This is a genomic window from Meiothermus granaticius NBRC 107808 (assembly GCF_003574355.1).
Lineage (GTDB): Bacteria > Deinococcota > Deinococci > Deinococcales > Thermaceae > Meiothermus > Meiothermus granaticius.
The window spans coordinates 16,192-33,540 of sequence record NZ_QWLB01000035.1 but is presented as its reverse complement, the minus strand read 5'-3'; the positions used below and the strand labels follow the sequence as shown (position 1 = coordinate 33,540).

General features: G+C 63.3%; 17 protein-coding genes. 3 read left to right on the top strand and 14 right to left on the bottom strand.

All coding sequences use genetic code 11. The features are described 5' to 3' along the window. Together phnE and Mgrana_RS12230 are read left to right on the top strand one after the other, a co-directional pair. Positions 1-1,354 (top strand): phosphonate ABC transporter, permease protein PhnE (phnE, locus tag Mgrana_RS12235; protein WP_119357895.1); only part of this gene is annotated, 1,354 nt, incomplete at its 5' end. A 94-nt stretch (positions 1,355-1,448) separates the two neighbouring features. Further along, positions 1,449-1,715, top strand: a complete 267-nt coding sequence (locus tag Mgrana_RS12230; protein ID WP_206075086.1) for a hypothetical protein — start codon at positions 1,449-1,451, stop codon at positions 1,713-1,715. A gap of 171 nt (positions 1,716-1,886) precedes the next feature. Here Mgrana_RS12230 and cdd read toward each other — a convergent pair whose 3' ends face one another. The 10 genes from cdd to carB form a co-directional block, all read right to left on the bottom strand. Then, a complete protein-coding gene (cdd, locus tag Mgrana_RS12225) occupies positions 1,887-2,291 on the bottom strand; it encodes a cytidine deaminase (RefSeq protein WP_119357892.1) in 405 nt (134 codons plus the stop codon). A gap of 38 nt (positions 2,292-2,329) precedes the next feature. Further along, positions 2,330-3,706, bottom strand: a complete 1,377-nt coding sequence (locus Mgrana_RS12220) for a hemolysin family protein (RefSeq protein WP_119357891.1) — start codon at positions 3,704-3,706, stop codon at positions 2,330-2,332. Positions 3,707-3,897: 191 nt separating this feature from the next. Next, positions 3,898-4,293, bottom strand: a complete 396-nt coding sequence (locus Mgrana_RS12215) for a diacylglycerol kinase (RefSeq protein ID WP_119357890.1) — start codon at positions 4,291-4,293, stop codon at positions 3,898-3,900. Beyond that, positions 4,248-4,673, bottom strand: coding sequence for an rRNA maturation RNase YbeY (ybeY, locus tag Mgrana_RS12210; RefSeq protein WP_119357889.1), 426 nt, complete (start codon positions 4,671-4,673; stop codon positions 4,248-4,250). The genes Mgrana_RS12215 and ybeY overlap by 46 nt, the downstream gene beginning before the upstream one ends. Before the next feature lie 10 nt (positions 4,674-4,683). Then, positions 4,684-5,106 carry a GlcG/HbpS family heme-binding protein gene (locus Mgrana_RS12205; protein WP_119357888.1) on the bottom strand — a complete coding sequence of 141 codons (423 nt, stop codon included), beginning with the start codon at positions 5,104-5,106 and terminating at the stop codon, positions 4,684-4,686. Between the two features lie 34 nt (positions 5,107-5,140). Then, positions 5,141-6,124 (bottom strand): PhoH family protein, encoded by a 984-nt coding sequence (locus Mgrana_RS12200; RefSeq protein ID WP_119357887.1) that lies wholly within the window; start codon positions 6,122-6,124, stop codon positions 5,141-5,143. After that, the gene (locus Mgrana_RS12195) at positions 6,094-6,621 is read right to left on the bottom strand and encodes a hypothetical protein (protein WP_119357886.1); all 528 of its coding nucleotides are present in this window, start codon (positions 6,619-6,621) and stop codon (positions 6,094-6,096) included. Before Mgrana_RS12195 ends, Mgrana_RS12200 begins: the two co-directional genes overlap by 31 nt. Before the next feature lie 3 nt (positions 6,622-6,624). Continuing rightward, a complete protein-coding gene (gene floA / locus Mgrana_RS12190; RefSeq protein WP_119357885.1) occupies positions 6,625-7,611 on the bottom strand; it encodes a flotillin-like protein FloA in 987 nt (328 codons plus the stop codon). 50 nt (positions 7,612-7,661) lie between these two features. Next, complete coding sequence (locus Mgrana_RS12185) at positions 7,662-8,936, bottom strand: NfeD family protein (protein ID WP_119357884.1); 1,275 nt, start codon at positions 8,934-8,936, stop codon at positions 7,662-7,664. A 112-nt stretch (positions 8,937-9,048) separates the two neighbouring features. Then, entirely contained in the window at positions 9,049-12,171 is a 3,123-nt protein-coding gene (gene carB, locus Mgrana_RS12180) for a carbamoyl-phosphate synthase large subunit (RefSeq protein ID WP_119357883.1), read from the bottom strand. A gap of 121 nt (positions 12,172-12,292) precedes the next feature. Between carB and Mgrana_RS12175 the strand changes: the two genes are divergently transcribed. Then, complete coding sequence (locus Mgrana_RS12175) at positions 12,293-12,961, top strand: PIG-L deacetylase family protein (RefSeq protein WP_119357882.1); 669 nt, start codon at positions 12,293-12,295, stop codon at positions 12,959-12,961. Here the strand turns inward: Mgrana_RS12175 and Mgrana_RS12170 are convergent. The 4 genes from Mgrana_RS12170 to menC are packed head-to-tail and all read right to left on the bottom strand — an operon-like array spanning position 12,861 to position 17,216. After that, on the bottom strand, positions 12,861-14,183 hold the full coding sequence (locus Mgrana_RS12170; RefSeq protein WP_119357881.1) for a chloride channel protein: 1,323 nt from the start codon (positions 14,181-14,183) through the stop codon (positions 12,861-12,863). The two genes, Mgrana_RS12175 and Mgrana_RS12170, sit on opposite strands and share 101 nt — an antisense overlap. A 35-nt stretch (positions 14,184-14,218) precedes the next feature. Next, positions 14,219-15,262, bottom strand: a complete 1,044-nt coding sequence (locus Mgrana_RS12165; protein WP_119357893.1) for an amidohydrolase family protein — start codon at positions 15,260-15,262, stop codon at positions 14,219-14,221. A 56-nt stretch (positions 15,263-15,318) separates the two neighbouring features. Beyond that, positions 15,319-16,098: a GNAT family N-acetyltransferase gene (locus tag Mgrana_RS12160; RefSeq protein WP_119357880.1), complete on the bottom strand. Its 780-nt coding sequence runs from the start codon at positions 16,096-16,098 to the stop codon at positions 15,319-15,321. A 5-nt stretch (positions 16,099-16,103) separates the two neighbouring features. Continuing rightward, positions 16,104-17,216, bottom strand: coding sequence for an o-succinylbenzoate synthase (gene menC / locus Mgrana_RS12155; RefSeq protein ID WP_119357879.1), 1,113 nt, complete (start codon positions 17,214-17,216; stop codon positions 16,104-16,106). Positions 17,217-17,349 lie beyond the last annotated feature (133 nt).

The window sequence follows — 17,349 nt, the reverse complement described above, 5'->3', positions numbered from 1 at the left end:
GGCCTGGGCTGCGGTCGTGGCGGGGGCGGGCACGCTTGGATTGGCCCTGGGGTTCTATGCCCAGCCGGTTCACCTGGTGCAGCTTTCTCCAGTGAATGGGTTGATGGAGTTTCTCGTGGCTCTGGCAGCCGCCGGCGCGATTGGTTTGGCGGCTTGGCGGCGGGCCCGGTGGCGCTGGCCCTTGCTGGGGGTAGCCGCCTTGGTGGGGGTGAGCCTATTTGTGTGGCTGGATTCCTCCGCCGGCCATACCTACCTGCCCAACAGTGCGGGCTACTATAAACTGCTGAGGCCAACCGCACCGGGTGCGGATAAGGCCCTGGTGGAGGCCTATAATGCGGGGCTCGAGGCCCGCAACGCAATCGCTAAGGAAAACGGCCTGCCTCTGGCACAGCCCATCACCGCCCTCACCGATCTCAAAGGGGGCATTCCCGCGGAGGCCGCGGCCCAGGGGTACCGAATCCTGTTCCCTGCCCAGCTGCAATATGGAGCCTTTGCGGTGTTTGTCCTGGGAGGGCTGGTGCTGGGGGCGGGGCTGCTCCAGTTGCGCAATCCGAGCTTGCAAGAAGCCGGGGATTTACGGGCGGGAGTTGTCTTGGCCGTGGTGTTCTCCCTGCTGTTGCCGGCTTTTGACGCCACCGAATTCAACCTGGCCAAGCTGGTCAAGGGGTGGCCTTTTTTGGTGCAGTTTGGGGAGAAATCCTGGCCGCCTTTGCTGGCAGACCCCAGCACCAACCGTTTTCCCCTGCAGGAGGTGCTCTCCTTCATGGCCATCACGGTGGAGATCGCCCTGGTGGGGACCTTCCTGGCCGCGATTTTCGCCCTACCCACGTCGTTTCTGGCCGCTCGCAACCTCACCGGGGGGAGCCCGCTCATGCGGGGGATCTTCTACTTTATGCGGGCGTTTTACAACGTAGACCGGGGGATTGATACCCTAATTCTGGCTCTGGTTTTGGTGGCTGCGGTGGGGCTGGGGCCTTTTGCGGGGGTGCTGGCGATGGCGATTCACTCCATCGCCGATCTGGGCAAGCTCTACAGTGAGGCCATCGAAAACGTGGACAAAGGGCCGATCGAGGCGCTCGAGTCCACCGGAACGGCTGGGGTTAACGTGTTGCGTTGGGCCATCCTGCCCCAGGTCTTGCCGCTGCTGGTTTCCTACACGATCTACCGCTTTGAGATCAACTTTCGGGTCTCGATCATCCTGGGGTTTGTGGGTGCGGGGGGGATTGGGTTTTTCATCCAGGGGGCGATGGCCGCGGGGCAGTACAACCAGATGATCATCGGGGTAATTGCCATCGTGATCGTGGTCAATCTGATTGATTTTGCCTCTTCCTGGCTGCGCAGCCGCTTGGTTTGAACCCTCGAGTTGAAGTGGCTGGCTCAGCCTAGGTTCAAGCAATGTACAGCGCAAGCTCAAGCCAAGGCTCCATCCTTATGGTCGGAGGTAGCCCATGAAAGACCAGAAAAATCTGATGGAGAAGGCCAAGCAGGCCGCACAGGACATTGCCGATCGGACCAAGGATGCGGCCCAGGCCGCGCGGGCCAAAGTGGATGAGGCTGCGGATAAGGCTCGAGCCGCCATGCATGACCATAAAGCCGAGACCACCCACAACCCGCTGGAAAAGGCTGTAGAAAAGGTCAAGGCCGCAGTGGATCGGGGCAAGGCTGCTGCCCACAATGTCGAGAGTGAGGCCGCAGCCAAGCGGGCACAGAAGTAATGTCAGATTTGGTTGGTTCGTCACCGGACGGTGACGAACCAACCCGACTGACGGGAGTGCTCTAGAATTCAAAAAGACAGCCTCTTAGGCTTTTGCTTATGCCAACTGTCTTTTTGAATCCGGTATAAGGGGGATCGCTGACCGTTCGCCCTGGCCTGGCGCCAGGGCTTTTCAGCGCTGATTCAAGTCCAGGGGGCCAAAGGCATGCGGCAATAGCCCCCCTACGCTCAAGGTGAGCCCCTGCCCTTGATGGTTCAAGCAGTGTACAGGGGTTTCCGGCCGGGCGAACTCCGAGAGAATTTGGCGGCAACCGCCACAGGGGGTGCCGGGACGGGCCGCCGCCACCATCACCCAGACCTCGGTGATCTCGCGTTCCCCTGCTGCTACCATGGCCAGGACCGCTCCTTGCTCGGCACAGCGCGAAAGGGGGTAAGCGGCGTTTTCCATATTGGTTCCGCCGTAGAGCTTGCCGCTTTTTGCCCGCACCACCGCGGCTACCGCATAGCCTGAGTAGGGCGAGTAGGAGCGCTCGAGCAGGGTTTGGAGTTGCGCCAGCACTTCGGGTGGGGTAGACACAGCCCCAGCATAACCCAGAAACGGGCTTCTGAGCGCAATCAGGCCTCTTCCGAAGTGACCGACTCGCTTTGATCCTCTGGGCTGGGAGGAGAAGGTTTTAGCCGTTCAGCCCGTACCTTTTCGATCCCACGGGGATCGGCAGCCTCTACGGTAAACCGATACCCGGCCTGCTCGAGCGCTTCCCCTACCTCGGGGATATGGCCAAACTGGGCCATCAAGAACCCCGATAAGGTCTCGTACTCCCCTTCGGCCAGCTCGATGCCCAAGGTTTCGGAAACCTCCTCTAAAGGGGTGGCTGCGTCTAGCACAAACACCCCACCCGGCAGCTCGCGGATGGGGGCTTCCTCCTCCTCGTCGGACTCGTCGTAAATTTCACCGATGATTTCCTCAATGATGTCCTCGAGCGTGACCAGTCCCGCGGTGCCCTTGAACTCGTCCACCACGATGGCCATGTGGGTTTTGCGGCGGCGCATCTCGCGCAGGAGCTCCCGCGCCCCCATGGTCTCGGGGACGAAATAGGCCGGATGGCTGATGCTGGCCACTTTGAGGGTGTCTAGAGCGCTGCTGCTGTACTCGAGCAGGTCCCGGGCATACGCAATGCCGATGATGCGGTCTACCGTTTCCTGATAGACCGGTATCCGGGAGTAGCGGTGTTCTTGCACCAGCTTCCAAAACTCTCGCAGGGTGGCCTCGGTGTCTATGGCTACAATCTCCACCCGGGGGACCATGATGGCCCGTACTGGGGTTTCCTCGAGGTCCAGGATCTGGCTGATGATCTCGCCCTCGCTCTCGTCCAGCACCCCTTCCTTGGAGGAGGCCTCAACGATCAGCTTGAGCTCCTCGGCACTGCCCACCATGGAGTGCGAGGGGGCCTCCTTTAGGCGCATGAGCTTTAGGAAGAAGTTACCGCTGCGACTAAATAGCCACACCAACGGAGCCGTCACCCGCTGAAAAACATTGAGTGGAAGGATGGTGAAACCCGCCACCTGCTCGGTACGTTGGAGGGCGATGCCCTTGGGAATCAGCTCCCCAAACAGCACCGTCACAAACGTAATGATGATGACCGAGATGGCAAAACTGATGGTGGAAAGCAGGCTGCTTTCGGAAGCCACCGAGGCCTGGGTCTGGCCAAAGAGGACCGCAATTCCCGTCACAATCAGCCGGGTAACGTAAGGTTCGCCAAACGCACCCAGAATCAGATTGGTGGCGGTGATACCCAGCTGGGTGGTGGCAATGTAGATGTCGAGCCGGGCCATGGCTTGTTTGAGCAGGCCGCCCTGCCAGGAGCCACTTTCGGCCAGTTGCTCGACCCGGCTGCGCCGAATCGCCACCAGAGAGAATTCGGCGGCGACAAAAAAAGCATTGATCAGGATGAGCAGGACGATGATGCCAAAACTGCCAGGGATACTTTCCATATTTCCCAAAAGGCTCGGCTTTGGCCCTAACGGGGGAATTCCGCTATGCGGTACGCTGGGCCTAAAGCCGAGGTCAGGTTGCCGAACCCAGCACGGCTTCCCAGACACAACACCCCCCCAGCCCCGGTCTTGCCCAGGGCGCCGACGCAGCTAGGTTGGGGGGGGAGATCCATAACGATGGCCTGAGTGTATCACAGCCCCAAGGCCCGTAGCAGCGGGGGGACAAACAATAGCAGCCCGATCAGCACGGCGATGACGCTCACCACCAGCACCCCAGCCGCCGCAACATCCTTGGCGGCTTTGGCCAGCGGGTGAAAATTAGGAGAGGCCAAGTCCACTACGGCCTCGAGGGCGGTGTTGCCAAGCTCCAACCCCAGCACCAGCGCTACCAGCAGCAGCACCGGCACCAGATCCACCCTGAGCCATACCGCTAGCCCCAGGGCCAACAGGCCGATGTAGACCTCGAGGCGAAAGTTGCGCTGATTGCGCCAGGCCAGCCGCAGCCCAGCCAGGGCATAGCCGAAGGAAGCCCGAACCCCCCTCAGAGGGAGAGGATCCGTTCCTGGACGCGGTGGAACCCTTGCCATTCTCGTTCGCTGGTGTGATCGTGGCCCAGCAGGTGCCACAGGGAATGCGCTGCCAGGATTCTAACCTCTGTTTCCAGGCTGTGGCCCTGAGCCTGGGCCTGGCGCTGGGCCGTCTCTAGGCTGATCACGACATCTCCTAAGTGTGGCGGCAGGAAGGGGTCTCCGGGCTCGAAGGTCGGAAACGAGAGCACGTCGGTGGGGGCATCCTCGCCCCAATGCTGGTGCTTCAACCGGCGGATTTCCCTATCGGAAACGAAGATCACCGTAAGGGCATGGTCGCTGTAGCCCAGCTCGAGCAGGAGTGCGGCCAGGGCTTGACGCAACCGTGGGCGCAGCCCCGGAGGCACCTTGGTCTTGGCCACAAAGTGGATTGGGGGCATGAGGGATAAGTCAGGAAGGGGTACTCAGGGCCTCAATTCCCGCCTGGGCAATCTGGGCATCTTGAAACGAGCGCACCCCCGAAACCCCGATGGCCCCAACGATCTTCCCCTCCAGGAGGATGGGCAGCCCCCCCTCGAGCGGGGCCACGCCTAGCATGCCCAAGGTTCGTAGACCGGCCCCTCCGCCTGCGACCTGCTCCTCAAACTCCTTGCTGGGCCGGCGAAAGTTGTTGGCGGTGCGGGCCTTGGCCTGAGCGATCTCGATCGAGCCAATTTGCGCGTCGTTCATGCGGTGTAACAGGACCAGGTTCCCGCCGCAGTCCACAATTGCGATCACCACCGGCCAGCCGTTCCTGAGGGCTTCGGCCTCGGCAGCCGCCGCAGCCCTCTGGGCTTGCTCGAGGGTAAGGGGTATGCCGTACGGTATGCTCATGATCTGTCCTCGTTTCGCGTGCTGGGGTTGAACCTTATCGCTCAGCCACCTCGGCGTGATGCTCGGCCAGCTCGTAGGCCTTGATGATGCGGGCGACCAGCGGATGGCGAACCACGTCCGACTCGCGGAAGTACTGCTGGGCGATGCCCTGAATGCCCTTGAGGGTGCGCATGGCCTCGACCAGTCCGCTCTTTTGGGCTTTGGGCAGGTCAATCTGGGTCACGTCACCGGTGATCACCACCCGGGAGTTGAAGCCCATGCGGGTTAGAAACATCTTCATCTGCTCAGGGGTGGTGTTTTGGGCCTCGTCCAGGATGATAAAGGCGTCGTTGAGGGTTCGTCCGCGCATGAAGGCCAGCGGGGCCACCTCGATCACCCCGGATTGGATGTACTGGTCGAAGCGCTCCGCGTCAATCATGTCGAAGATGGCGTCGTACAGCGGGCGCAGGTAGGGGTCAATCTTGGCCTGAAGATCGCCGGGCAAGAAACCCAGCCGCTCCCCGGCCTCCACCGCAGGGCGGGTCAGGATGATGCGCTTGACCTTTTTGGCCTTGAGATAGGCCACCGCCATGGCCACCGCCAGGTAGGTTTTTCCGGTGCCGGCGGGGCCGATGCCGAAGGTGATGTCGTGGGAGGCGATGGCCTCAACATACTGGCGCTGCCCTGGGGTCTTGGGCTTGAGGCGGCCCGGCAGCGTGACCTCCCCCAGGGCCGGGGTACTGGCTTCAACCGGTAGGGACTGGCCATTCTCCGCCACCAGGATGACCTGCTCCAGGGTTCCCCCATCAATTTCTGCTCCCTGGCGGACCAGGGTGATCAGGTCCCGCAGAACCCGCTCGGCCAGGCGCACCTCCTCGGGGGTACCGCTGACCTGGATCTCCTGGCCCCGCACCAAAAGCTGAGCGGAGAGCAGCTTGCGCAGGGTTTTGAGGTGCTTATCGCTGTGCCCCAGCACGGCGATGGTTTCTTGTGGCGAACGCAGGGGGACTATAGCTTTGGTTTCCGTGTTCTCCTCCAATATTTACCTCGAGGTTCGTTGAGCACCTGAGCCCAGACCATCCCGTTCAGGATAGCACGGGGGTCGGTGGAAAAGATGGGCTTTGATTCGCTGGGAACAGGAGCCGGTGGGGCTGTGGGCCGGGGCTGTGCGGGAGGCTGGGGCTGGGTTTTGCGCGCCAGCCGCTCGCGCTCGAGCTCCTCGAGGGCTTTTCCCGCCTTCTTGGGCTTGGGTTTGGCCGGCTCGCTCACCAGCGGGCGTGGGGCCGCGGGGGGTGGGGCAACGGGAGGCTGAGGTGTAGCCGGGGAGGCCGCCGGTTTGGCTGCTGGGTTCCCCCTTTGCGGCGTGGGGGGCTGGGGCTGCCCTTTCGCGGGGGGGGTCTTCTGGCCGGGCAGCGGGATCTGGTCGGGCTCGAAATCTTGTGGTAGGTCTTGGGAGCGCCGCAGGAAACCCTGCAGAGCGGGCAGGATGACGAAAAAGATCAAGAACAACAGGCCCAGGAGATCGCCCAAGCTCACGGCTTACCTCGACTGGGATCCACCCTCGGTGGGGCTGCTGGATTTGGAGATGCTCTCGCGCATGTCGGTGTCGGCCTCGATGTTCTTGAGCTGGTAGTAATCCATCACCCCGAGCCGCCCATTGCGCAGCGCCTCGGCCATCCCCAGGGGCACTGCGGATTGAGCCTCGACCAGTTTGGCCCGCATGGCCTCAACCGCAGCTTTGTTCTCTTGCTCGACCGCTACGGCCATGGCCCGGCGCTCCTCGGCCTTGGCCTGAGCAATTTTCTTGTCGGCCTCGGCCTGGTCGGTGCGCAGTTGGGCCCCGATATTCTTGCCCACATCCACTTCGGCAATATCCACAGAGAGGATCTCAAAAGCCGTGCCCGCGTCCAGGCCCTTGGCCAACACGGTTTTGGAGATGCGGTCGGGCTGCTCCAAGACCTGCTTGTGGTCCAAGCTCTGCCCGATGCTGGCCACAATTCCCTCGCCTACCCGGGCGATGATGGTCTCCTCGCCCGCACCGCCGACCAGCCGGTCAATATTGGCCCGTACGGTAATTCGGGCGGTGGCCAGGAGCTGAATCCCGTCCTGAGCCATTCCGGCGACCATCGGAGAGGTGATGACCTTGGGGTTGACCGAGAGCCGCACCGCCTCGAGCACGTCCCGGCCCGCCAGGTCAATGGCCGCGGCCCGGTCAAAGGTGAGCTTGATCCCGGCTTTGTCCGCCGCGATTAGGGCGTCTACCACCCGGTCCACATTCCCCCCGGCCAGGTACTGGGCCTCTAGGCGCGCGGTTTCCACCGGAATTCCCGCTTTGAAGGCCTTGATCATGGGGTAGATGATGCGCCCAGGCGGAATTCGCCGAAAACGCATCCCGATGAGGGAGAACAAAGAGACCCGCACCCCCGAGAAGAAGGCGGTGATCCACAGGGGGACCGGCACCAGATAGAAAAACAGGAAGATCAGGATGAGGATGAGGCCGGCCAGCAACAGCGAGAATATGTCCATGCGGTTCCTCCTAAGGTATGGCTGAGGGCTGAGCGTCCAACCCTCCAGGCTTAAGGCTGCACCCGCTGCACCACCACTCGAGGCCCTTCGACTTGGATGACCCGGATGGGCTCGCCTCGAGCGATGAAGTCACCTGCGGTCACCACATCCACCCGCCGCTCCCCAAACTGGGCGGTGCCTGCGGGGCGCAGGTCGGTGAGGGCTACCCCCAGGGCCCCCCGGAGGCTTTCCAGCTCGCTGCGAGGGGGGGCGGTTTCACCGATAGCGCTCTCCAGAACGAGCGCCTTGGCCACCCGGGTACGGGGAACAAAGCGGAAGATCAGGAAGATGCCCAGGGCCAACCCGATGATGGCATAGGAGCCCACCTGGAGGCTTTCCCCCCCGAAGGTGAAGTAAACCGAGGCGGCGATCAGGATTAGGCCGATGATTCCCGGAATTCCGAACCCCGGCGCCACGAAGATCTCGAAGGCGATCAACAAGAGCCCGGCCAGGAGCAGCAGGATGCTGAGGGTGCTGGAGAGCCCCGCCAGATAACCCCCTAGAAAATAGAGCACCAGGGCGCTGATCCCGATGGTGGCGGGGATAAAGGTGCCTGGGGTGAAGAACTCCAGCACCAGCCCCAGCACCCCCACCGCCAACAGGATTGCGGCAATGGTGGGATTGGTCAAGAAGCGGGCCAGCCGCACCTGTGGCCCTGGCTCAATCTCCCGGGTGGTCAGGTTGAAACCGGCTTTCTCGAGGGCTGCCCGCAGCGAGGCCACCTCGGCATCCGCCACTTTGAGCTCCACGGCTTTTTTAGCCGAGAGGGTTAGGGGCTCGCCCTGGGCCTTGAGCCCCTTGATCTCGATCTCGGGGTCTACCATGGCCTCGACGATATTGACAGGCCGGTTTCTGGCCTCGGCGACCGAGCGAAATTTGCCCCGCAGGGCTGAGATCACCTTGCGATCGGCGGCGGTTATGCTGTTGGTCACCGGGGTGATGGTTACGGGCAAAGCGGCCCCGATCTCCGAGCCCGGGAGCATCATCACCTGCTGGGCCGAGAGCGAGATCAAGGCCCCTGCGCTGAAGGCATTTTGCACCACCGCTAGGGTGGGTAGAGGGGAGGCCAGGATACGATCGGAGATCCGGATGGCGGCGTCTACCCGCCCTCCGGGGGTATCCACCCGGAACACCACCCCGCTGGCCCCCTCGCGCTCGGCTTGGGAGAGCGATTGGTCCACGAATACCGCCAAAGGGCCATCAATTTCCCCTTCAATGGGGATGATGTAGGTTTGAGCGGCGGCTAGGGAGCCCAGCAGCAGCAGGGTGGCAACGAGGGTTCTCACTGCAATTGATTTTATCAAGCCGGTATCCCAGGGAGTGTAACAGTGGGCAGTTGAGTTCGGGCTGCCCGGTCAGGGACCGGCTGTTCTGGGGGGGCAAGGTGAGTTGAGCGCGCTAGGAGCTCGACTGGTGCCAGCGCTGCAAGGAGCGTACCCCCAGGTCGGTGCCCTGGGCCCGCCGGATGGCCTCGAGGCTCCACCTAGCCCCCTCCGCGGTGGTGATGAAGGGCTTGCCGGTCTCCACCGCCCGGCGCAGCTCGGGGTGGGGGGTCAGGGTAATCAGCAGGTCGTAGTCGCCTTCGGAGGCTTCAAAACCGGCGGCTTCCCAGTCGGCTTTCAGGCTGTCAGAGCCAATGAAGCGCACCTTGCCCGCTAGCGGCAAGCGCTGGCCCACCCCCAGCTCGGCCCGGTAGTAGGCCAGGTAGGGGTCGGCGTCGATGCCCATGCTCTCGCCGGTGGAGCGCATCTCCGGCCCCAGCACCGGAATTACCCCGGGGAACTTGAGCCAGGGGATGAGCACCTCCTTGACCGAGTAGAAGGCCGGGGTGGGGTCCTGGGTGAAGCCCAGCTCGTCCAGGGTTTTGCCCACCGCAATCAGCGCAGCGTACTTGGCGAGCGGGCGGCCGATGGCCTTGGAGACAAAAGGCACCGTGCGGGAAGCGCGGGGGTTGGCCTCGAGGATGTAAACCATGCCGTCCTTGAGCGCGTACTGCACGTTGATCAGGCCCTTGACCCCCACTGCCAGGGCCAGCCTGCGGGTATAGTCCTTGACGGTGGCCAGTTGCTCGGGCGAGAGCGAGAGGGGGGGCAGGATGGTGGCCGAGTCACCGGAGTGAACCCCGGCCCGCTCGATGTGCTCCATGATGCCCGCCACCACCACCTGCTGTCCGTCGCAGAGGGCGTCCACGTCGAGCTCGAGGGCGTTCTCCAGGTACTGATCCAGGAGAATCGAGGGGCGCTCGGCCAGGGCAGCGTAGATGCCGTTCAGATACCCGCGCAGCTCCTCAGCGTTGTGCACGACTTGCATGGCCCGCCCCCCCAGCACGTAGCTGGGCCGGGCCATCAGGGGGTAGCCGAGGTTCTCGGCCAGTTGCAGGGCTTCCTCGGGGGTGCGGGCGACGGCCCCTTTGGGCTGGGGAATGCCCAGTTCGGCACAGAGCCGGTTGAACTCGGCGCGGTCTTCGGCCCTGTGGATGGCCTCCCAGGGGGTGCCCAGGAGGGTTACCCCGGCCTCGGCGAGCCTTTTGGCCAGCTTCAGGGGGGTCTGGCCGCCCAGGGTGGCAATCGCGCCCAGGGGCTTTTCGTGGTCGGTCAGGTTGAGCACGTCTTCCAGCGTCAGGGGTTCGAAGTAGAGCCGGTCGGCGGTGTCGTAGTCGGTGCTTACGGTCTCGGGGTTGGAGTTGACCATGATGGTCTCGTAGCCCTGTGCTCCAGCCTCGCCGGGCCGCTCAGGCGGTATCACGGCTTCGCGCAGGGCCCAGACCGCGTGCACCGTGGCGTAGTCGAACTCCACTCCCTGCCCGATGCGGATGGGGCCGCTGCCCAGGATCACCACCTTGGGCTTATCGGTCTGGCTGACCTCATCCTCGAGCTCGTAGGCGCTGTAGTGATAAGGGGTATAGGCCTCGAACTCAGCCGCACAGGTGTCCACGGTTTTATACACCGGCTTGGATCCAGCCAGCAGCCGCTGCTGGCGAACGGCCCCTTCGGCGGCCCCCACCAGCGTTCCGATCTGTGCGTCGGAGAGCCCTAAACCCTTGGCATAGCGCCAGTCCTCAGCGTCCTCCAGGTTCCACTTGCCTAGCTCGAGCTGCTGCTCGGCCTCGATCACCTCCCGCATCTGGTTGAGAAACCAGCGCTCGATCCGGGTCGCCTCGTAGAGCTCCTCTACCGAGGCCTTGCGGCGCAGCAGCTCTAAAACTGCATAAATTCTCGTAGGGCTGGGGTAGAGCCGGGCCTGCAGCTCCTCGGTGGTGTGGGTGGAGAACTCCGCCCGCACGTCGGCCTCGAGGCTGCGCAGGGCTTTCCCAAGGGCCTCCTTGAAGCTTCGGCCGATGGCCATGACCTCGCCCACGCTCTTCATCTGGGTGCCGAGTTGGTCGTTGAACCCCCCAGGGTTGGTGTTGGGTAGGGTGTTGAACTTTTCGAAAGCAAAGCGGGGAATCTTGACCACCACGTAATCAATGGTGGGCTCGAAGGAGGCCGGGGTCTTCTGGGTGATGTCGTTGGGGATCTCGTCCAGGGTGTAGCCCACCGCCAGCAGGGCGGCAATCTTGGCGATGGGGAAACCGGTGGCTTTAGAGGCCAGGGCCGAGGAGCGCGAGACCCGGGGGTTCATCTCGATCACGATCATCCGCCCGGTCTTGGGGTCTATGGCGAACTGGATGTTGGAACCGCCGGTCTCCACCCCGATCTCGCGAATGATGGCCTGGGCCGCATCGCGCATCTTCTGGTATTCCACGTCGGAGAGGGTCTGGGCCGGGGCCACGGTGATGGAGTCGCCGGTGTGGACCCCCATGGGGTCAACGTTCTCGATGGAGGTGATGATCACCACGGTGTCGTTTTTGTCGCGCATGACCTCGAGCTCGTACTCCTTCCAGCCCACGATGGACTCCTCCACGAGCGCGGAGTGGGTGGGGGAGAGCGAGAGCCCGCGGGTGAGGGTCTCGATGAACTCGGCCTCATCCCGAGCGATACCGCCGCCGGTGCCGCCCAGGGTAAAGCTGGGGCGGATTACCGCAGGATAACCAATCACCCTGCGGGTGAATTCCAGGCCCTCCTCGAGGCTGTGCACCATTTTTCCGCGGGGGACTTCCACCCCGATCTTGAGCATGGCCTGCTGGAAGGCTTCGCGATCCTCGCCCTTGTGAATTGCAGCGGCGTTGGCCCCAATCAGCTCCACCCCGTATTTGTCCAGAATCCCCTGCTCGAAAAGGGCCATCGAGAGGTTGAGCGCGGTCTGTCCCCCCAGGGTCGGGAGCAGGGCGTCCGGGCGCTCCTGGGCGATGATTTTCTCCAGGAACTCCACCGTGAGGGGCTCGAGGTAGGTTCCCTCGGCCAGCTCCGGATCGGTCATGATGGTCGCCGGGTTGGAGTTGACCAACACCACCTCGTAGCCCACGCCCCGCAGGGCCTTGACGGCCTGGGTGCCGGAGTAGTCGAATTCGGCGGCCTGGCCAATGGTGATGGGGCCTGAGCCGATGATCAGAATCTTTTTGAGGTCGGTTCGCTTCGGCATTCCAAGCGGCTAGGATAGCACGCGCGAAGGTAGAAAACCAGGGCTAATTGCATTTATATGCATTGTGCCTCCATTCCCAGGGCCCGGCCATAAATCCCTGAGCTGGGGTAGACTTTCAAGTATGCGTCTTCTTGCCATCTTTGCTCATCCGGACGACGAGGTTGGTGTGGCTGGAACCTTAGCTAAACATGTGCTGCGCGGGGATGCGGCCAAGCTGGTGTGGCTCACCCGGGGGGAATTGGCCAGCCAGTTCGGCGATACCCCACCCGACCGGGTAGCCCAGGTGCGGGAAGGGCACGGGCGGGCCGTGGCGGGCATCTTGGGGGCGGAGTACGAGTTTTTGGATTACCCTGATGCCGGGCTGAGCGGCGGGCGAGAAGAGGCGCTCGAGATTGCCCGCTTGATCGCGGCCTGGAAGCCTGATGTGGTCTTCACCTGGAACCCCGAAGACGTCCACCCCGATCACCGGGCAACCTACTGGGCTACCCTCTCCGCGCTCAAGTTTTGCCGGATTCCCAAGCTGGTGGGGGAAGCCCACCGCAAGCCGGTACGGCTGCTGCATTACAGCCGGGGGGATATCCCGCGCCCTACGGTTTATGTTGACCTAGGCGAGGAAGGACAGGCCGCGGCGGAGCGGGTGTTTAGCCTATACCACGAGTTCTATAAGTGGGATCAGGGCCTGGAAACCTTCAGGGCGCATCGTGCCCGCTTGGGTTCGGAGGCGGGGGTGAAGTACGCGGAGAAGTTTCAGTCGGAGGCTCCGTTAGCCCATCGCTACCTTCGGGAGTAAGGTCGCCTACCTCAAAGCTGCCCTGGGGGCTGGTAAAGGTGTAGGCCGAGAAGGCGGCCAGCAACACCAGCGGCAGCAGGCTGTACCCGGAGGTCTCCCCAACCAACACAATAGCGGCAAAGGGGGCTCGAGCCACCCCGGCCAGCAGGGCCGACATTCCAGCCAAAGCCGCGACCTCAGGGGGAGGGGCCAGCCAGGGGATGAACTGGGCCAGAAGGAGTCCGGCCAGCCCACCCAGGGTAAGGGCGGGGGTGAGTTGTCCGCCATAGGCCCGAACCCCGCCTCCGAAGAGCAGAAGCGCCAACTGCACTAAAAACAAGACCCCCAGAAAGGGCAGGCTGAGGATGGGTGAGGTGCCGAGCTGCACCCAGGGCAAGGCGTTGCCTAGGGCTTCGGGGAAGAGCAGCAACACAATTCCCAGCAGCAGACCAAAGATCCCATGTCGCACCGGGAAGCTGAGGCGGCGCAGGGGATGGCGCAGCAGCCGTTCACCCTCGAGCCACAAACTTCCCACCCCGGCACACACCAGCCCCAGCACCAGACCAAAGGCCAGGCTGCTCCATTCCAGCGGCGAGGCCTGCAACTCCAAAAGCGGCCCGTAACCGTGGAACAAACCATACACCGTGAATCCAGCCAGGGCCCCGATCAGCGCTGGGGCCAGGGCCCCAACCTCCAGGGCCAGCCCTCGGTAGACGATCTCGCTGGCCAGCAGGGCCCCAGCCATCGGGGCGTGAAACGCGGAGGCAAACCCGGCGGCCATCCCAGCAAAGGGCAGGAATTTGCCGGCTTCCCCCAGGGGAAAGCGTCGCCCCAGCGCCCCCCCAATCCACAACCCCAGCGCAGCCATGGGGCCTTCCCGGCCCATCGGTGATCCCGCCCCCAGCTGCACCAGCGCCCCGATGATGCCGCGGAAGTACTGCACCGCCCGCACCCGCTGGCCCTGGCGATAGGCGGCCAATAACCAGCCCAGGCCCCGGCCAGAGCCCAGGTAGCTGCTCGCCGCAAAGAGGATGGGCAGGAGCAGGGCCAGGGCCGGAAAGGCCGGTCCCCGGAACATCTGGGCCAACCCTCCTTCCCCGGACAGGCCAGGGGGGAAGTATCCCAGCAGCTCGCCCATCAGGTATTGCTGAAGGAGGCCCAGCAGATACGTGAACCCTGCGGCCAATACCCCGGTCAAGGCTCCGGCCAGTGCGCTGTAGAGGATCAGAGGGCCGATTTGCATATGCTTGGATGGAGTCTGATGCCCGAGGCTCGGTATCACCACGATTGTACTTGGGAAACGGGGGTGCCCCGTGTGATGCGGGCGGCCTCGAGCCCCAGCACCCGGTACCCTCCCCGGGTCACCGCACGCACCAAGGCTCGAGGGTCTACCTGTTGCCACAGGAACAGGGCCTCGTTTTTTACGTCCAGATCGGGACTGCTGCCCAGAGAATCGGTGCCCAGGGCAACCTCTAGGTGGTACTTGCCATACAGCTCCCAGGGAAAGGAGCCGCACTCGAGCCCGGCGTTGCTGCGGGGGCAGGAGACCACCTTGCAGCCGGTTTGAGCCAGGATCTGCACGTCGTTTTCGTTGACCTGAACCCCATGCACCAGGGTCAGGTTTGGCCCCAGGCCGCCCAGGTGGGCCAGATATTCCACCGGGCTCAGACCCAGCCCCCTCCAGGACGGGTTGAATGGGGCCATAAACCCGGCGAGGGGGCCGGTGTTGTCCCGGAAATAGGCCGATTCCTCCGGACTTTCGGCCAGGTGGATTTGCAGCGGAAAACCCTCCAGGGCTGCAAACTCAAACAGCTTCTTCAGCAGAGGGGCGCTCACGGTATGGGCGGTGTGAGGGGAGATCCCCACCTTGACCCGGCCCTCCCGCCGCTTCCAGGCCAGCAGCTTGGGCTTTACCGCCTCGAAGATTTCCCCGGCCTGCTCGGGATTGGTCCCTAAAACCTCCCGGTAGGCCACCCCTGGCAAGGGGGATTCCAGGAGCAGATACTCCATCCCCTCATCTCGAGCCACAATATCGCCAAAAGCGCCCGTGTGGGCGGCCTGGAGCTTGGCCAGCCCCAACTGGGCTGCTTCCACCCCACGTTCGGCTGCGTTGGCGATCACCTGCCGGATGAATCCGGTGTAAGGGCCCTGGTAGTAACCCAGCTTGGATAGATCCAGATGGGTATGGGCATTGACCACCGGCGGGGTTAGGGCCTTGCCCTTGTGGATGAGGGGGGCCTGGGGATAGCGCTGGCGCAGCGCCTCGAGCTCCCCCACCGCTGCCACATGCGCCCCGACCACCGCCAAAGCCCCCGCCAGCATGGGGGTGCCGAAGCCGGTATAGACCACTTCGGCGGTCCAGAGTTGGGGCTCGAGGTTCAACGTTCCCGCTCCAGGAGGTAGCGGTTGGGGTGGCGCACAAACTCCACCGCCCGGTAGCCTCGAGCCAGATAATGGGCGAAGAACTCCCGGGAGTGATCCCGCCAGGCCAGGGCCAGCTTGGGATCTGCGGCGAGAATCTGCCCCCAGTCCTCGGGGATTTGGAACAGCAGGCGGGGGACCTCGAGGCCCAGCTCCAAGCCTAGGGGTTCCTCGCGTTGCACGGTATTGGCCTGGGGAACCCCCTCCAGCTCTGGCTCCGCCTGCGGGGCGTAGATGCGCCGATAGGCTCGCTCCGAGCGCAGTTCCCACACCGCGTAGGCGCGGTCTGAGGGGGCCCCGGTATTGATGCCCTTCATGGGGCCATAACAGTTGGGGATGTACTGGGAAAAGGTGATGCCGAGCTTGTGGAAGTTGAAGCGAGCGTTTACCCCCCGCAATGGGTCGAAGGTCCAGACCACCTGCTCGTAGCCCCGGCTCAAGCACCAATCTCGCTGGAAGCGCTTGAGCTGCAGGGCCGCCGGTGTACCCCGATGGGTTTCTAGCACCCCGGTCATGTGCGAGTGGTGGCGCTGGGGGTGTTGGGTGGGAAACCCAAAGACAAAGCCAACCAGCCGATCCTGGTCATAAGCCCCAGCCAGCAGCCCCCCTTCGTGCAGCAGGGCCAGCATGGTACCGGGGCGGATGGTATCGCTAGGATCGCCCCAGATGGCCACCTCGAGGTCTACGATCTGCAAGATCACCTCGGGGTCGTGGATTTCGCGGATGTGGATCTCCATTTGAGCTAGGGACGAGCAGATATATACGCGGATTTCTGGCTGAGCTGGGTGATGAGATCGCGCTTAGGGGTCACCCCGAGGCCGGGGCCCTGGGGAACCGGCATCAGGCCCTCTCTGGACTCCAGGGCCTCTTCGATGATGTCCTCCTGCCAGTAGCGGCTGGCGCTGGAGGTGTCGCCGGGCTTGATGAACATCGGCAAGGTGGCCACGTGGATGTTGGCGGCCCGTCCAATCCCCCCCTCGAGCATTCCCCCCATCCACACCGGTAGCCCGTAGCTCTCGGCGATGTCGTGCACTTTTCGGCTGGCCAGAATTCCCCCCACCCGCCCCGGTTTGATGTTGATGACCCGCCCCGCCCCGATCTCGAGCGCCTTGCGGGCATCCTCGGGGCTGGTGATGCTCTCATCCAGGCACAGCGAGGTGGCGATCTCACGCTGCAGCTTGGCATGATCGAGGATGTCATCGAAGGCCAGGGGCTGTTCGATGTAGTCGAGGCCAGCGGCGTCCAACTGGCGGAAGGTGGAGATGTGGTTGAGGGTGTAGGCCGAGTTGGCATCTACGGTGAGGTTGGCCTCAGGGTAGGCTTCGCGCACGGCCATTACCATCTTCACATCCCAGCCGGGCTTGATTTTTAGCTTGACCCGCTTATACCCCTGCTCGAGGCCCTTCCCCACCTTTTCGAGCGTGGCCTCGAGGCTTGGCTCAATTCCCAGGCTAATCCCCACCGGAATCTCCGAGCGCACCCCACCCAACACCTTCCATAGCGGCTGGTTCATGGCCTTGCACCACAGATCCCAGTAGGCCATCTCGAGGGCCGCCTTGGCCATCTTGTTGCCCCGGTATGGGCGAAGGATGGCCCACAGGGCTTCAGGGTTGGGGATCTCCTTTCCCAGCACCGCAGGCAGAAAGAGGTGCTCGAGCAACTCCCAGGCCCCCGCGATGGTCTCTTCGCGGTAGTGCGGGGTATGCTCCATCACCGCCTCGGCATACCCCTCCAGGCCCTCGCCGTAGAGCGTGAGCACCGCGATGTGGCGTTCGGTCTGGACGCCAAAGCTGGTTTCGAAGCGGAATTTCAGTGGAAGGGAGATCAGGCGGAGTTCAGCGGCTTCGATTTTCACGAATCTTATGCTATCGCAGGAAAAGCCAAACGTATAAGCCTGGATCAAGGCGACTTGCCCAGGAGCCCGGCTAGTGCGTTGATGGTTACGGCCACAATGACCGTGCTGAACAGGATCCAGCGGTAATACCAGG

Coding starts and splice junctions, on each gene's coding strand:
- Mgrana_RS12220 (WP_119357891.1), bottom strand. CDS start 3,706: ATGGAAAGTATCCCTGGCAGTTTTGGCATCATCGTCCTGCTCATCCTG.
- Mgrana_RS12165 (WP_119357893.1), bottom strand. CDS start 15,262: ATGCTGGCGGGGGCTTTGGCGGTGGTCGGGGCGCATGTGGCAGCGGTG.
- Mgrana_RS12205 (WP_119357888.1), bottom strand. CDS start 5,106: ATGAGCATACCGTACGGCATACCCCTTACCCTCGAGCAAGCCCAGAGG.
- Mgrana_RS12230 (WP_206075086.1), top strand. CDS start 1,449: ATGAAAGACCAGAAAAATCTGATGGAGAAGGCCAAGCAGGCCGCACAG.
- Mgrana_RS12215 (WP_119357890.1), bottom strand. CDS start 4,293: ATGGCAAGGGTTCCACCGCGTCCAGGAACGGATCCTCTCCCTCTGAGG.
- Mgrana_RS12160 (WP_119357880.1), bottom strand. CDS start 16,098: ATGGAGATCCACATCCGCGAAATCCACGACCCCGAGGTGATCTTGCAG.
- ybeY (WP_119357889.1), bottom strand. CDS start 4,673: ATGCCCCCAATCCACTTTGTGGCCAAGACCAAGGTGCCTCCGGGGCTG.
- carB (WP_119357883.1), bottom strand. CDS start 12,171: ATGCCGAAGCGAACCGACCTCAAAAAGATTCTGATCATCGGCTCAGGC.
- floA (WP_119357885.1), bottom strand. CDS start 7,611: ATGGACATATTCTCGCTGTTGCTGGCCGGCCTCATCCTCATCCTGATC.
- Mgrana_RS12170 (WP_119357881.1), bottom strand. CDS start 14,183: ATGCAAATCGGCCCTCTGATCCTCTACAGCGCACTGGCCGGAGCCTTG.
- Mgrana_RS12175 (WP_119357882.1), top strand. CDS start 12,293: ATGCGTCTTCTTGCCATCTTTGCTCATCCGGACGACGAGGTTGGTGTG.